Raw genomic sequence first — 16,768 nt, 5'->3', positions numbered from 1 at the left:
CAAAAAAAATACTCGAAGATTCATTAGGGCTTTTACTAGAAGAAAAGCCTTTTGAAGATATTAGAGTAATTGATATTTGTGCAAAAGCTAATATGCACAGAAGTACTTTTTACACTTATTATAATGATAAATATGAACTATTAAAATCAAAATTAGATGAATATGAAGCCAAGTTTTTGGAAGACCTAAATAGATACAAAATAGAAAATAAATTAAAAGATGAACATGTTGATATAATGGAAAAAATACTTCAATATTTTTATCTTAATAGAAAGTATTTAAAGATAATATTTCAAAATAATAAAGATGGAAGTATTACTAAAATATTGAGAGAATATTTAGCCTCTTATGTAATTGAAGGTATAAAGGATTTCAAAACAATAAGACCAGATAAAGAAAATGTTGTAAGAATAATGGGAAGTTTTTATTCAGGAGCTTTCATATCTGTTCTTACTGATTGGATTTTAAATGACTGCTTTATATCGGTAGAAGATTTGGCTGTATATATTTCTGATATTATTATGCAGAGAGTATTTTCTGAATAAAATATAAATTTAGTATATAATCTATAATATTTAAAATTAAGGAAATTTTCATTTTATACAATAAAAATCTGATTTGCTGTCTATTATAAATAATTATTCAAAATATATTATGAAAAAGTATACATTTGTCGATAATATAAAAAATAAAATAATTTTTTTACTTTTATATAATTAATTTGATTTATTTATATATGAAGAATAGGAGATATTTATATTATGAAGAAAATAATTATCTTAATATCATTGTTTGTACTTTCTTTTAATTTATTAAATGCACAAAATATAACTAAAGAGAGTGATTATTCAAAGAACTGGGCTAATTTTATATTTAGAAAAACGATAGATATGAAAGGTGCTTTATATGAAGGAAGACCAGGAGGTGATTTAGAATTAGTATCTGGAAGATCGCCTATTTTTTTAATAAAGATGTACAAATTTATGGGAGCAAGATCTGATACACATGCATATTATACTCATCAAGTTCCTATATCTATGTTTTATGATAATGCTCCAGCTTTAGGTGTTAATCTTGTAGAAGGTTATTCTATAGAAGGTGGTAAGATAATGAGATATTCAAAATATATAAGAAGTTATCAGGGAAAATTAGATTCTTGGAAAAAATCTAATTCTACTTACACCAATGAAAGATGGGTTGCCAATTCTGATGCTGATTGGTCATCATATCCAGTACCTCAGCCTGAAGATGTGAATTGGGCAGAAGGTGAATATGCTGGAGAATTGTATTAAAGAATATAATGCAGTATGTTTTTATTATATTAGTTATATTATTAGTTATTATAGTTTTATTTTTTATCAATCATAAAAGTGTAATATCTTATGATAATGCTTGGGTTAGATTAGTTCAAAATAAGACAGTTAAAGATGCTGATAAGAGCTATTTATTTAAAGAAGATGCTGAATTGATTATAGGCGGCAAAAAAAAATTAAATTTTATAAAAGCAAAATATGATAATATGGCCGTTTACAGTAATACTGATTATTTAAATAAATTTATGTTAGTTTTTTCTGGGTATCCTTCTGTAAAAGTAACATTTATGGAAGGATATATTGTTGAAAATAATAAATTATATTATACCTATGCTTATAAATCCTCATATTATAATAAACTCAATAACTGGATGAAAACTAATGGAGTTTTTCAGTCTAAAGAAGTATGGGTGGCCAAAAAAAATATAAAGTGGTCTGCATTTCCTTATCCTACTGCCTCTGATATTAATTGGGAAAAAAAGGCTATGATAGGAAGTTTATCTTAAAATAAATTAATTTTATTAAATACTATAAGGCTGAAATAAAAATTATTAGCGTATTAAAAGTATAATTATTATGTATTTCTATAAATGTATGAGAAGTTAGCATATAATTTTTTTAATTTTAAAAATCCATATTACAATATTGCTTTATATCTTGTTATTATAATTTATATTGAATAAAATTTTTTATTTGTTATATTTAAAATAAATTTACAAAAAAGGAGAAATTATGAGTTTAAACATAGATGATAAAGGTAATGTTAAAGTTGTTAGCTTGGTTGGAAAATTAGATGTTAATTTATCTGTATCTATAGAAGCAGAGTTAGAGCAGCTAGTTGAATCTGGAAGTCATTTTCTAATTTTGGAACTATCAGGAATTGAATATTTAAGTTCAAGCGGTATCAGAGTATTTATTTCTATAATGAGAAAGATTAAAGATAAAAATGGAAGGTTAGTATTAGCCTGTGTGCCAGATATTATTAAAAAAATATTAAAAACAGTTGAATTAGAAGATTTGTTTGAAGTTTATGAGTCAGTAGATGATGCTGTAGCTTCATTCTAATTTTTTTTACATTGATTTTTATTTGTATTTTTTGTATAATGCTTGTATAAGTTGTATAATTAATATTATATTACTATTAAATATATAGAGTAGAAACATTTTATGAAGTTAAAGTATTATATAAAATTAAAATTACTAATATTATTTTCTTTTATACTATTTGCCTGTGCATCTAGTCAGAAGAATTCTGATTCTGTATTTAGCAGCAGACCTTTTTTAAGAGAATACAAAAGATATTCTCTTACTTCAGGTGAAGTAAATCCAGCTTTAGATGCTGTAATAGACAGAGAGGGTACTTGGGTATATTATGCAAGAGAAAATGCAGGAAATACAGATATTTTTGCTATAGATTCATATACCTTAGAAACCTTTAGATTAACTAGAAGTCCTGGTATAGATACTTCTGTTTCTGTTGATGATAAATCAAAATATGTAGTATTTTCTTCTACCAGAGATGATGCTTTTGGTGATATATATGCTTATAAACTAGTTAATCTTGTTGGTATAAGAACTTCAAAAAATAATTTAGAAAATTTAGAACAAAGTATTATAAGACTCACAGATTATAAAGGCTATGATGTTGATCCTGTGATATCTCATAGAGGAAATATGATAGCTTTTGTATCTGACAGAGACGCTGGCATTAAAAAACTCTTTACTATGAAAAATAATGGTAAAGATGTAAGAAAATTATCAGATATAGAAGCCAGCTCTCCTGCTTTTTCTTTTGATGACAGTAAAATAGCATTTATAACTTCAAAAATAGGGGAGCCTTATTCTCAATTAGCTATATATGATTTTATTCCAAGCACTAATGAGCAAACTAATTTAACAATTCTTACTTCTACAAAAACATTTAAATTTAATCCTACTTTTTATAATGATGATACTATAATATTTTTTGAAATAGAAAAAGATTCTGACAGAGACGGAAATTTAACATACTATGATAAAAGGCGTTTGATGTCATATTCTCTTACAACACATCAGGCATATGTATTATCCGAAGATACTCAATTAACGACTTTTAATGTTGCTTATCCTTCTGCTTTGGTAGGTACTTATGTTGTAAGCGAAGATGGAACAAGTATAGTAACAATGGGCTCTACAAAAGAGTATTTTATAAAAGATGATAATTCTCAAACTATGTATGATAGCTTTGTTGAGCTTCCTTATGATAGAAAAGTTGATGCTATAGATAGATTTTCTGAATATTTTCCTTTCGAAGATGATGCGGGAAATGTTGCCAAAGCATATTTTAATATAATGATATCATCATATACAAATAATAATATAAATGAATACAATAAAGCCAAAAATACGCTTACACAGGAATATTCTAATACATTTGTAGGATTTTTAACTTCAAGAATATACACAAATTTTTATACTAATGAAAATATATTCAATTTAGATTTTTATACTAATGATTTTTTTGCAACAAATAAGAATTTTAAAAATTTAGATATTACTAATTTGCTTGGCTGGGCTGGATATATATCAGCCAATGAGAAATATAAAAATAACAATTCTGATAGAGATACATTGCTTATACTTAATAACTTAATAAATTTGAATATAAGCAAAGATTTATATATGTTAGCAGCAAAATTATATGCACATTCTGTTGAAGATAACGGTTATAAATATCCTGAAGATGAAGATATGTATAATGTTCCTTATAAAAGAAAAGATTTGTTATTTTCAGACAGATTAGATATTGCTAAAAGTTTTATAAGAGATACAAAGATATCTTATAACATTATAATAGATAATGCCCACCCTTATGCACCTCTATCAGCAGCTGCTAGACTTATATACTTAGACGGACTTATACTCTCAAGGAATTATGAAGAGGCTACTAACTTATTTGTACCTTATACAGAGTCTAAAAATGATATAATGCTTGCTTTGGGATATTATGGAAATGCAAAGGTGCTTTTAGCTCAAAACGATGACGGAGCTTATGCTTTATTAAAGAATGCTTTAACTTCTGGTGGTAAAAACTTTGAATCAACTTATGAGGCAGAAGATTGTAAAAGTAAATTATCAAGCTATTATAAATCATTGGCAGATGATGCTTATAATCAGGGCAGATATGCTGTAGCTTATGACAATTATAATGAAGTATTAAAATATTCACCTAATGATACAACCGCATCAGCCAGAGTAATAGAGAGCGGACTTAGAGCTTACAGTACTATAGATTCTCTTGAAAGAACTATTTATGAAAGGGAGAGAACTATTTTAAGTACAAGATATTCTGACCATGAGGCACATGCAGAACTTGCCAATGCATATTATTATTTGGCAAATAGATATTATGGTATGGCTTTATCAAAACAGTATAGTAAAGAACGTTATGTTGTAAGTGATAAAAAACGTGAAGACGGATTTTATTTGTATTTAAACAAATCTTTTAATGCTATAGTTGATAAGGCAGTTTCATATATTGACTTTGCAATATTTTTATATCCAGATGAAGAAGATTATTATATAAAAAAAGCTGAGATGTTAACATTTGCTCAGGCTTTAAAAATGCAGGTTCTTCAGGATACTAAAACCTATAAAAGCGTAATAGAGTTAGTACCTGCCTATAAAGATAATACGATTACAAATGATGTATATATGGGTTATAATTTGCTTGCCTTTCAAACTGCTGATTTAGATTCTGAAATCATAGATGCATTGATAATGGCTAAAAGCAAAGTAAAAACTAAGCCTAACATTGTTTCTATAATGCTTGCCAATTCATATTTGATAAATGGTAGATATTCTGATGCTGTTAATGAATATAAAGAGGCTGAAAGTCTACTCAATCAGGTAGGAAGTGATAAAAGCAGAGCTTGGTATCATTTCTTTTATGGTTATTCTCTTTGGATGAATAATGATATAAAAGGTGCATACAGAGAATATGATACTGCACGTAAATTATTTGAAAAACTCGGGGATAAAGAGAGTATATATAAAATAGTAGGGTATACTTCTGTAGCTGCTATTGAACAGGAAGATTATGAAAAAGCTATAGAATCATTGCTTGAAAGAGATAAACTTACAGAAAATGATGTTAATAAAAATGAACTTAATCAGCTTTTACTTGCTGCATGTTATTTAAAATTAGAAGATTATAATAATGCTTTAGCATACTGTGATAGCGTAAAGGCACAGATTGATAGTTTGGATTCTTCAGTTTACACTCCAAATTATGTAAGTATAACATTATACGGAGCTAACATTAATATAGTAAATTTAGGTCTTGCATCTTTCGGAGGATATATACCAGGAGAGCCTTTGAATGTTGATAAGCAGCAGATGCTTTATTCTATATATCAGGAACTTTATGAAAAAATGGGAAGATATTCTGAGGCTAGAGAGGCTTTATCATCTTATAGAAATTATGTTATGAAGGATAAGCCTAAAGAATCTATACAGCCTCTTATGCTTGCTACTTACTTTAATAATGAAGGATATCTTTACTACAGACAAGGAGATCAGTCAAACTCTATAATGTCATTTAAAAGTTCTATAAAGGAATATCAAAAGACATTAGACCCTAAAACTCTTGAAAATAATCCTAGTCTTCAGTATCAGAATGCTGAAAATGATGCTAAAAACTATTTAAGTTTATCCTCTTTATATTTAAGATATTTGTCAGAAAATGATTTAACTTCTATTAAAAAGGAATTTTTTATAGAATTATTTAATACTACAAAAACTCTTAAAGTATTATCTACTAATAATGCAGTTAGTACCAAAGATAGATTATTATTATATTCTCATATAGCGGCATTCCAATATATAATGGCATTCAAACTTACTGCAGATAACAGCATAGAGTATAAAAGAACAAACAATGATGACCCTACAGATATGACGGATTATGATATAAATGTTCAAAGACTTACAATGCTTAAAGATGCCATTGACAGATATAAATATATTCTTTCTTCTAATTCTAATTTCCCAGTAGATTTAAAAACTGAAATAATTGTAAGATATAATTTGGCTAAGGCTTATGAACTTGCAGGATATATAGAGGAGGCTGCAAGAGAGTATATGTCAGCGTTTTCAAAGGCTCAGGCTTCAGCTTTTGCTGTTGAGGAGATTGCTATACTTACTACTTTAATTGATTTCAGCACCAAATATAGAAATAGATATCCAGATAGTCTTGATTATCCTGTGCAGTATGTATTTAGGATACTTCAGAGAATAAGCGAAAGCGTATTTATGATAACATTTGTAGAAGATAATAACTTTATATTAATACAAGCAAAACGTAAAGTTATAGAGTTCTTACAAGATAAATATCCAGATGCCAGTCTTAATATACTTGCTATGTTTGATGCTATTGATATGCGAAGAAAGTTTTTGGATAGAAGACTATATACATTAGGCGAAAATAATTATTATCTTAGAGAATATTATAAACTTTATGAGAATGCTCTTTATGCTTATCAAAGATATTTAGACGCTGTTGCAACTCCTTATGACAGTAAAACAGAAGCTGCTGCTCTTAAAGAAATTGCTAATTATGAAAAAGAAGCTATAAAAAGATTTTCTAATACTCCAATAGAGCCTATTGTTATATGTGATGTTAAGCCTGCAGATATAGACAAATCTATGCGTAAAGATGAAACTTTAATTTGGGATACTTTCTTCGGATATAGATTTGTAAGAGAAAATGGAAAAACTTCATTCTATTTGCAAAGTAATGCTATGCCTAAAACTAAAAACTATGTTACTCATATAGGTTTTAGACCAATTATTATAAGTAATAAAAATATATTTGTAAGGGAATTATATGATTCTACAGAATATATGCTTCCTGCAAAAACTGCTTATATAGATACTAAATTGATTTCATTCTACAGAACTACTAGAAGTGCTGAAAAAGAAATAAACAGCAGTATGAGTATGATGAGCAATACAAACTCTGCTGCCTATAGTTATAATATCAAAGAGACAAATAATTATGAGTACAGAAGAAATACTCTTGCTATGAATGCAGCTTATAATACTGCTGAAACTAATTTATCAGAAACAAATTATACTACAAATAATACGGTTTCTACAAACAGACGAAGAAGAGGAAACTTTAGATTTATAGAATTAAAAGATATTGCTACTAATTCTTATGTTCCTTTGATTGTAGATATAACAGGTGCTAGCGGCTCTGATATATCTAATATCATGAGTAAAAATCTCTATATAGTTTATAGTGATAAAGAAACTTTTGATAAAAACAGAAGAGTATTGAGAAATATTAATAATATAGCATTAGTAGTAGGTAACAATGGAAGAGATTCAAGGATAATGTTCTATACTAATTACTTTAGAAAATTATCAACTAATTCTTTAGAAACTGCTATGAGAGGCTATGATAATAATTTATACACTATATATGGAAAACCTGATTATAGTATGACTTCATTATCGAATGCAGCTTATAATTTTAAAACAAGACTTTATACTTCATATGCCAATACTGAAAATCCTAGTATTTCTATGATGTCTAATGTTATTGCCTATTCTCAAAGTGATGATGAAAAAATGTTTAATTATGCGACTATTGTTGAAGACAGATATGCGGCAAAAGATACTAATACTGCTTATTTATTTTCAGAAGAAGGATATAAATTCTTTGCATCTTCATACAGCAATATAAGTGATTCTAATGCTTATAAATTTATTAAGTCAATGCTTCCAGTGTATAGAAGAATGGGTGAAGACGGAGCTGTAAAAGGGGCAAATAGAGCATTGCATTTTGTGTATCTTTATACTAACAATAATTATAGTTTGGTAGATGAATACTTTACTCCTAGAACATTATCAAGATTCTTAAAAGCCAAAGACAATCCTGATGAATGTGTAAGGTATTTAAATTATATAGCAAACAGAGTTAACGGAGATAACAAAGAAAAGATTTTGGAAGTTGCTGTACTTTATGATTTGATATATGCTAAAACTCCTATTGATACTGTAACTAATTTCCTTAATAGAATGCAAAACACAAATGAAGTATTAACAGTTGCTAATACAATACTTGATACTTCTGTAACAAATGAAAGCGATATATTTACTACTATGAATTATATATACGGCAATCAGTATGTATTTGAAACAGAAACAGTATCTTCATTTGCTGACAGATTCTATTCACTATATAAGACTAATTCTGCTTATATATACGGACTATTAAATAAAATACGTGTTCCAGAGAGTGACTTTGATAAAAATATAGCAAATGCTTATGATATATTTTCTAATGAAAGTACTAATACTATGTTTATATTCTATGCTTATGAAAATAATAAATATACTGCTTATAGTTATGTCGTAGGGGACAGCGAAGTAAAAAAATCGAGTCTTATTGATATGAAAAAACTTAGCGGATATTTGGAAAGTTTTACAAATGCTGCTAAAGCTAGAGATAGAAGAACGGCTTTAAAATCTATTGAAAGCGGAATGTTATCATCGGATATTATTAAAGATGCTCAGAGAGTTCAGAGAATATATATAACAGGTTCTTATGCTAATTTATTTACAGTGCCTTTTGCATATTTAAATTCTTTCAGAAGTAATGATGTTGTTAAGATAAGAGAGTTAGAGTATTCTCCTAGCTATGTACTTAATGTGGGAAAACCTAAAATTAAATTAAATACTGAAACTAATTTCTATACCTCTTTAGAAACTTCAGCGGTTCAGAAATTTACTAATCCTAATGGAAATATACCATTAATACATTATATAGGAATAGATACCAATATAAATAAACCTTTTGATAAAGAGGATATTTTCTTATCCCCTGCTAGAAATGCTGATATATTTATGTATTTGACTGCCAGAAATGATACAAAACTTATGTTTACTTATGCTAACAACAGTGCAGGAGACTATTATACTGTAATGAAGTATTTATATGAAAGATTTGATAATGGTATTATTGATGCTTACAGATTTATAAAAACTAATAGAGTGAGCGTTAATACTATAAATACTAGCGATAGAGATACGCTTTACATTGCCAATTATGCATTGTTTGACTATATACTTCCGGGTATACCTAAAGGTGAAAAATAGATAAATAATATTTACCTTATTTTACCTTATCTTAAAAAATATACTTTTTTAGTAAAAAATATTTACTTTTTCTTGACATTTTATTTACAATGTATTATAATATAAATATAACCAATCAAGAAAGGGGCGTATTTATGAAAAAGATATTTCTTGCAATTATTAGTGTTTTTATAATTCAAATTCAAACAGCTTTTGCCGATTTTAATGCAGGTATAGGTTTGTATGTTCCATTAGGAGCATCCATTTCTCAAAGCTATCAGGATTATAAACTAGGTGTTAATAATAATGACGGCAAACTTACTACTGGAGCTGCTTTTGAATGGGGTGTTGGAATAACTCCGGGAATATATAATGGATTTGATAATTACATGGGGTTTTCTTTATCATTAGACATAGCATATCATAGAGATGTTTATGCATATAATGAAAGTAAAGCAGCAGGAGCAGCAGGTCAGTTTCAAAATGTAAAAACTACATATTATTTTGATACATTAACTATAGGTATACTTCCTAAATTTAATATAAAAAGTTTTTTCATTGGTTTTGGGGCTGGAGTAAAAATTCCTTTGGCTGGAGGAGAGTCAACTCAAAATTATAATACAACATACAGTCAATTTGAGAAGGTTAATTATTATTATAATTTAAGCGATATAAAAAATAAATATAAAATGTCAGTTATTCCTTATGTTAAACTTACATTAGATTATTTATTTTACTTTAGCGATGAAACTGCTTTAGGTATAGGTATTTATGCAGGATATGATTTTGGTCCTGGTACTGTTAATGATGCTAGATTTTCTAAAAATGATTTCGGTGCTGTTGATATAGGCGGACAAATAAGTTTATATTTAGTAGATAATTAATTCTATATAATAAATTCATATATCACTCATAAATAGTATATAGGCTTGTCTTAATTTAAGGCAGGCCTATTTTTTTGGTTATCATAAATCAGTTTACATAATTTTTTTATATTGTTTTTTTTAAACTATCCGAAAATTATCTCAGTATTATGTAAACAAATGGGGTAGTTTAATGATTAAAGCTGTAATATTAGGTTTTATACAGGCTATAACTGAATTTTTACCAGTATCCAGTTCTGGGCATTTGAGAATAGCAGAATATTTTCTTAAGTTTCATGCAGAAAACATATTATCATTTGAAGTAGCTTTGCATTTTGGAACTTTTTTAGCCACCTGTATAATATTTCATAAAGATATTATTAAAGCTATAAGAGGATTTTTTTTAGGGCTAAAAGATGTTAAAAATTCAAGCAAAAATAATGAAGGTTTTAGAACATCATTAATGGTTATAATAGCTTCTATACCTGTTGCCGTAGTAGGACTTCCTTTAGAGGAATATTTAAGTAATTTAGAAATAGAGAGAATAGGTCTTAATCTTGTTATAACAGGTTCTATATTGCTTCTAACTAGAAAGTTTGATAAGAATACCTACAGTAATGATACAAAAGATGTATTTACTATGAGCTATTATAATGCCTTTATAATAGGATTAGCTCAGGCAATAGCAGTTTTTCCTGGTATTTCAAGATCTGGTATGACTATAAGTATAGCATTATTCATAGGATTAAACAGAGATTGGGCTGGAAGATTTTCTTTTTTGATATCACTTCCTGCAATATTTGGGGCATTACTTTTATCAATAAAGGATTTGGCAGATTTTAATATGACTTATGCTTTGGTTGGATTTATCACAGCATTTGTTTTTGGTATTATAGCATTAAAATTTTTAATGACATTTTTAAAGAAGGGCAAACTTTTCTACTTCGGTTTTTACTGTATGATAGTTGGAATTGCCGTTTTAGTTTATTTTATGGGTTTGTAGTATTGGAGTTTTATTATGTTTGGATTATTTAAAAGAAAATTAGCAATACAAAAAAGAGCTGAAATAAGAAATGCAAATAAAAAACATACATCAGATAATTTTGATGATGATTATGAAGAAACTTATGAAAACAGAAATATATTCTTTGATATAGCAGGATTTTTATGTATTCTATTTGCTGGTATACTGCTTTTATCATATTTTAGTATGAACATGGAAGATTTGAATTCTGGAAAAGAAGTTAGGAATTTGCTTGGAATATTTGGGGCTTATATATCTGCTTATTCATTTTTAGCTTTTGGTTTTTCTTCTTATGTAATACCTGCATTTTTTATGTATGCTGGAGTTAATATTATATTAAAAAATTCTACTGATAAAATATTAGTTTCTGCTTTATCATCATCCATATTAATGATTCTGTTAAGCATATTATTAAATATATTTTTAGGAAATTTGGATTTTTATAATAAGGGCGGTATGATGGGAGAGTTTATAGGAGGCTCTTTAGTATCATTGTTTGGAAAGACTGGTGCGGTTATGATAGTATTATCAGCTTTCTTAATAACAGCTATAATATTTGCTAAAGTTTCTATAATGGATTTAGTTAATTATTTAATAGATATGTTTAAAAACGTAAAGGTTATAGAAAAAAAAGTTGTTGATGGAATAAAAGATTTTGAGATGAAAAATATGAAACATGATTACACTATTACAAATAATCAAATCAATGAAAATAATTCAAGCGGCAGTAAATCATATACAAAAGATTATCTTCCTTTATTTTACACAAAAGAAGTTTCAGAATTAGAATTAAAGAGTATACCTTTTATAGAAAAAGTTAATGATTTTGATGAAAAAAGATACAGAGAGAAATTTTTACATAAAAATAATGTTTCTAATAATTTATATGATAATTTCTTTAAAAGAACCTCTAAAGAAAGCAAAGATATAGACAGTATTGTATCAGAATTAAAAAATCATAGATTTGGCGGAATAAATGTAAATACTATGGAAACTAAGGAAGAAGATTTAGGATTAACTTTAGCTGAGGCAGTATTTGGAAGAGATAGAGCTAATAGAGTTAATAATACATATGAAAGCAGTATGGAGAGAGAAGATAATTTTTATAGAGAGTATTATAATGATATAATAAATAAAAAAAAATGATGAAATAGAAGATAGTAACAATAACATTGAAGATAATGAAATATTTGAAGGACTTGACTATAATATAAATTATTTAAGAAAGTCTGATTTTAAGAGGGCTGCTTATGATGATTCTGTTAACAATTATGCTAAGTACAATGTATCAGAGCAGTATGTAAAAGCCAAAGAAATAGAAAATTTTGATGATGACTTTATTTATAATAATAATTATTATAATGATGCTCTTGATAATAATTTTAGCACAGAAAATAATTTTAATAGAGAAGAAGAGGATAGCTTTGAAAAACTGCAAAGATTAGTTGAAGAAAATAAAGAAAATAAAAGAATTAAAGAGATTAAAGAGTTAGAATATAATGCTGATATAGATAATATAATAGAAACTATAAACAATAAAAAAGATAATATTGAATCAGAAAAATATATTTCTAATGTTCAAAGTAGAAATTCTAATAATAAAGAGGTATTTGAATTTGCTATGGGATATGCTTCAAAAAGAGCATATAACCGAGCAGACCATATACCAAATTATAATAATTCTTTATACAATAATAGTATTGATGGAAGAATAGATGAATTTGATTTGGACGAAGAAGAACTTTATAATGCTGATAATAATTCTGACAGTATAGAAGATATCAGACTAAAAACAAGAACTGTAAATAAAACTACTTCTTATGAAGAAGAAAATAATTATTTAAATGATACATATTTAGATTCTTCCAAAGATAATTTGACTTCAAATATTAATGATAATACTAAAGAAGAAAATAATGCAAAAACTATTGAAACTATTATAGAAGAAAAGTTTGATGAGTATACTGATAAAGAAAAATCAGATAATATTTTTGAAAATAATGCAGAGATAAATAATGCACCAAAAGAAGAGACAGCAGGTTTCATCAATATGGAATCTCAAAAAAATGTTGATACTTTAAATAAACCTAAAAAAGTTATACTTGGTACTAAAAATATAAGGAATATGGATAGCGAACGTATACAGTCAAATTTTGATACAAAGTATGTTGATAAGCATTATAAACACCCCCCATTTGATTTGCTTAATAGATCTATACCAGTTAATGACGGTGCTATGATGGAATCTATAAAACAAACAGCTATGCAGCTTGAGCATACTTTATTAGATTTTAATATAGAGGCAAAAGTTACTGGCGTATCAAGAGGTCCTGTTATTACAAGATATGAGTTAGAAATAGCTTCTGGTATAAGAGTATCAAAAATATCAAATCTTACTGATAATATAGCATTGGCATTAGCTTCTGAAAGTGTAAGAATAATAGCTCCAATACCCGGACGTTCTGTTATAGGAATAGAGATACCTAATAAAGTAAGAAATGCAGTTTTTTTAAGAGATGTATTAGAAAGTTCCGATTTCAGACAGTCTAAACTTGATATACCTTTTGTACTTGGAAAAGGAATATATGGAAATAATGTTATATCTGATATGTCAGAAGCTCCTCACTTACTTGTGGCTGGAACTACTGGTTCTGGTAAAAGTGTTTGTCTATCTACTATAATACTTTCACTTTTATATAAGTTTAGACCCGATGAACTAAAGTTTATATTTGTAGATAAAAAGAGGGTAGAGCTTTCTATATATAATGGTATACCTCATTTAATGTCTCCTGTAGTATCTGATGAAAAGAAAGCTACTATAGTATTGAGATATATTGTAGATATAATGGAAAAGAGATATGAGAGAATGGAGAGATTTTTTGTAAGAAATGTTAAGACATATAATGAAAAGGTTAGACAATTATTAAAAGAAGGCGAAACAGAATTTAATGGAGAGCCTTTAGAGTTATTTCCATATATAGTTCTTGTTATAGATGAGCTTCATAACTTGATGGTTGTAGCCTCAAAAGAAGTTGAAGACTTAATATCACGTTTGGCTGGAATGAGTAGGGCGGTTGGAATACATTTGATAATAGCAACTCAAAGACCTTCTGCTGATGTTGTTACTGGAGTTATAAAGGCAAATCTACCAACTAGAATAGCATTCCAAGTACCTAACAAAACTAACTCAAGAATTATAATTGATATGTCTGGAGCTGAGCAGCTACTAGGTAAAGGGGACGCTTTATTCTGTGCTTCTGGAAGTCAAATGCCTGATAGGGTACAGGGAGCTTTTGTGTCCGATAATGAAGTTAAAAAAGTTGTTGATTATTTATCAGGACAGATGTCTCCTATGTTTGATGAGAGCTTGATTGCTGCTTTAGATGGAAGTGATGCTGATGATAAAAATTCTGATGAAGAGGATATACTTGATGAAGAGCTTTGGGAGGATGCAGTTCAGTTAGTTGCTAGAACTGGTAAGGCTAGTGCTTCATTCTTACAAAGACGTCTAAAAATAGGATATAATAGAGCTGCAAGAATAGTAGAGATAATGGAGCGTCAGGGTATAGTGGGACCAGAAAATGGAAGTAAGCCTAGAGAAGTTTTAATTACTTTAGACGAATAATATTATAATGATTTAAAAACTATCAAATATTTATATACATGTTTATACCTATCTAAAAAGACAGGAGAGTTAAGAAATTAGTTCTCTTGTCTTTTATTTTATTGTTTTTATATTAGACTTGTTTCAAAACTCAATTTACTAGTACCTATAATTTTTAATTTAGTATTTTTTTATTATAATTGGGGCTTCACAGTCGTGTCAATCCCCCTTCTTTTAGATGCTCTGCGTTCTGTAGACAAGAGAATGACTGCATGTTTATATATTAATATAATAAATTATACAATATGTAAAACATTATTTTTATAATTGATAAATTACTAAATTTTAATATATAATCTTATCAAGCACTTTTGAAACAAGTCTATTATAATTTATTTTATTTATCGATTCAGTATAAAATATCAGAAGTAAAAATTATAGTGCTGGTGAATGATAGCCTTTATAATTGCCATTTGGGTGACGTATGCATTTTGAAGATGTAAGCTGTTTTAAAGTTTTGTATTTGTTTCCGCAATATTTGCAGGTATATTCATCTTTTTCACTTCCTTCATAAAGTTTATGTTTACCTTTGTAATTACCGTTTGGGTGATGCATGCAGTTTTGTGATGTTAGTATTTTTACAGAGTTAAACCTATTTCCGCAGTATTCACAGTAAAAGTTTTCTGATGATTTAGGTGTTAAACTTACAGTAAAGCAAAAAAATATTAAGGTTATTATATATAATTTTCTCATTTTTTATCATCTGTAATTAAATCTTTATATTTAGAATCTTTAAACTCTATATATGGTTTGGAGCTTAGCATATGAATTGCTGTTATAAGTGAGTAGCTTATCCATGCCTTTTTTTCTGTAGGTTTTGATGACGAGGCTTCATTTTTTTTAAGAAGTTCATTTAAAGAGGCTGATATATCATCAATATGCTCTTCAAAAAAATCTTCGCATTCATCGCAGGTATCCATAGTAGCCTGACCTTGTACTTCTTCTATTTCTTTATCGCACCAAACACATTTTACAGACATTTAATTACCTCTATTATTTATTGTTTTTATTATTTTATCGTTGTTAAACCTTGATATTATACAAAAATATTAAAGTTTGTAAAGTACTAATTATTAAATTTTACTTGCTTCCAAACATCATTCCTATACCTAAAGTAAATCCTACAGAATGATAATTTTTTACATCATACGAATAAAAAAGTTTATTAATGTCATTTTTATTGAAGAACATATATTCATAAAATAAATCAATAGATACTAAAAAAGCGTATTTTTCGGTTTGATAGAATCTTTCTTCTAAAGTTAATCTGGCATAAACAGATATTGGTATTCTGCTTAAATTTAAATTATCACCTGTAAGCACTCCATATTTAGCTCCAGAGGCTATACCTAAAGTCATATTTTCAGGTAAGATGAAATTACTTTTAAAATTATGAAATTCAAATTTTAATCCTATTCCAGTATATAAACTAAATATATCTATTTTATTTACCTGATAATTATACGGATTTTTTATTGATATAAAAGTTCCGTCAAATCCTGTATCAAACAATAAACTTATTCCGTTCAATATATTATTATTAATCTTAAACTTATATCCTAACTGCAAATTAATATCTACTTTTGACTCTAAACTTCTATAATAGTTCATACCAAATTTTGATGAGTTTACATTTGGTAAATTAATTTGAAATCCAAATTTAGGAATTAAAGATAGTTCAAATGCAGGAAAAAGTGCAGATGAAAATAAAAAAGTAAACAAAATAGTAATTATTAATTTTCTTTTCATTTTTATATCCTTTTTTAAAATTACAATAAAC

At 27.4% G+C, this 16,768-nt stretch carries 12 protein-coding genes; 9 read left to right on the top strand and 3 right to left on the bottom strand.

Annotated features, from left to right (window positions below; all coding sequences use genetic code 11):
* The 9 genes from KQ44_RS04290 to KQ44_RS14810 all read left to right on the top strand — a co-directional run.
* A partial coding sequence (locus KQ44_RS04290; RefSeq protein ID WP_240516477.1) for a TetR/AcrR family transcriptional regulator C-terminal domain-containing protein occupies positions 1-545 on the top strand: 545 nt, incomplete at its 5' end.
* 216 nt (positions 546-761) lie between these two features.
* A complete protein-coding gene (locus KQ44_RS04285) occupies positions 762-1,292 on the top strand; it encodes a hypothetical protein (RefSeq protein ID WP_096736374.1) in 531 nt (176 codons plus the stop codon).
* Positions 1,293-1,300: 8 nt separating this feature from the next.
* Complete coding sequence (locus tag KQ44_RS04280) at positions 1,301-1,819, top strand: hypothetical protein (protein ID WP_096736373.1); 519 nt, start codon at positions 1,301-1,303, stop codon at positions 1,817-1,819.
* A gap of 226 nt (positions 1,820-2,045) precedes the next feature.
* Positions 2,046-2,378, top strand: a complete 333-nt coding sequence (locus KQ44_RS04275; RefSeq protein ID WP_096736372.1) for an STAS domain-containing protein — start codon at positions 2,046-2,048, stop codon at positions 2,376-2,378.
* A gap of 102 nt (positions 2,379-2,480) precedes the next feature.
* Positions 2,481-9,458: a PD40 domain-containing protein gene (locus KQ44_RS04270; protein WP_205676547.1), complete on the top strand. Its 6,978-nt coding sequence runs from the start codon at positions 2,481-2,483 to the stop codon at positions 9,456-9,458.
* A 134-nt stretch (positions 9,459-9,592) separates the two neighbouring features.
* Positions 9,593-10,321: a hypothetical protein gene (locus KQ44_RS04265; protein ID WP_096736371.1), complete on the top strand. Its 729-nt coding sequence runs from the start codon at positions 9,593-9,595 to the stop codon at positions 10,319-10,321.
* Positions 10,322-10,493: 172 nt separating this feature from the next.
* Positions 10,494-11,303 (top strand): undecaprenyl-diphosphate phosphatase, encoded by an 810-nt coding sequence (locus KQ44_RS04260; protein WP_096736370.1) that lies wholly within the window; start codon positions 10,494-10,496, stop codon positions 11,301-11,303.
* Between the two features lie 15 nt (positions 11,304-11,318).
* Entirely contained in the window at positions 11,319-12,470 is a 1,152-nt protein-coding gene (locus tag KQ44_RS14815) for a DNA translocase FtsK 4TM domain-containing protein (protein ID WP_240516476.1), read from the top strand.
* Between the two features lie 475 nt (positions 12,471-12,945).
* Positions 12,946-14,949 (top strand): DNA translocase FtsK, encoded by a 2,004-nt coding sequence (locus KQ44_RS14810; RefSeq protein WP_240516475.1) that lies wholly within the window; start codon positions 12,946-12,948, stop codon positions 14,947-14,949.
* 414 nt (positions 14,950-15,363) lie between these two features.
* On the opposite strand, the gene KQ44_RS04250 is transcribed toward KQ44_RS14810, so the two are convergent.
* From KQ44_RS04250 to KQ44_RS04240, 3 genes are all read right to left on the bottom strand, one after another.
* Positions 15,364-15,681 (bottom strand): hypothetical protein, encoded by a 318-nt coding sequence (locus tag KQ44_RS04250; protein ID WP_096736369.1) that lies wholly within the window; start codon positions 15,679-15,681, stop codon positions 15,364-15,366.
* Positions 15,678-15,968 (bottom strand): hypothetical protein, encoded by a 291-nt coding sequence (locus tag KQ44_RS04245; protein ID WP_096736368.1) that lies wholly within the window; start codon positions 15,966-15,968, stop codon positions 15,678-15,680. The genes KQ44_RS04250 and KQ44_RS04245 overlap by 4 nt, the downstream gene beginning before the upstream one ends.
* Positions 15,969-16,068: 100 nt before the next feature.
* Positions 16,069-16,737, bottom strand: a complete 669-nt coding sequence (locus KQ44_RS04240) for a hypothetical protein (RefSeq protein ID WP_096736367.1) — start codon at positions 16,735-16,737, stop codon at positions 16,069-16,071.
* Positions 16,738-16,768: the final 31 nt, after the last annotated feature.

It is taken from the genome of Brachyspira sp. G79 (assembly GCF_002379365.1).
Classification (GTDB): Bacteria; Spirochaetota; Brachyspiria; order Brachyspirales; family Brachyspiraceae; genus Brachyspira.
Note: the sequence above shows the minus strand (reverse complement) of the source record. Positions and strands in the feature narration are given on the sequence as shown.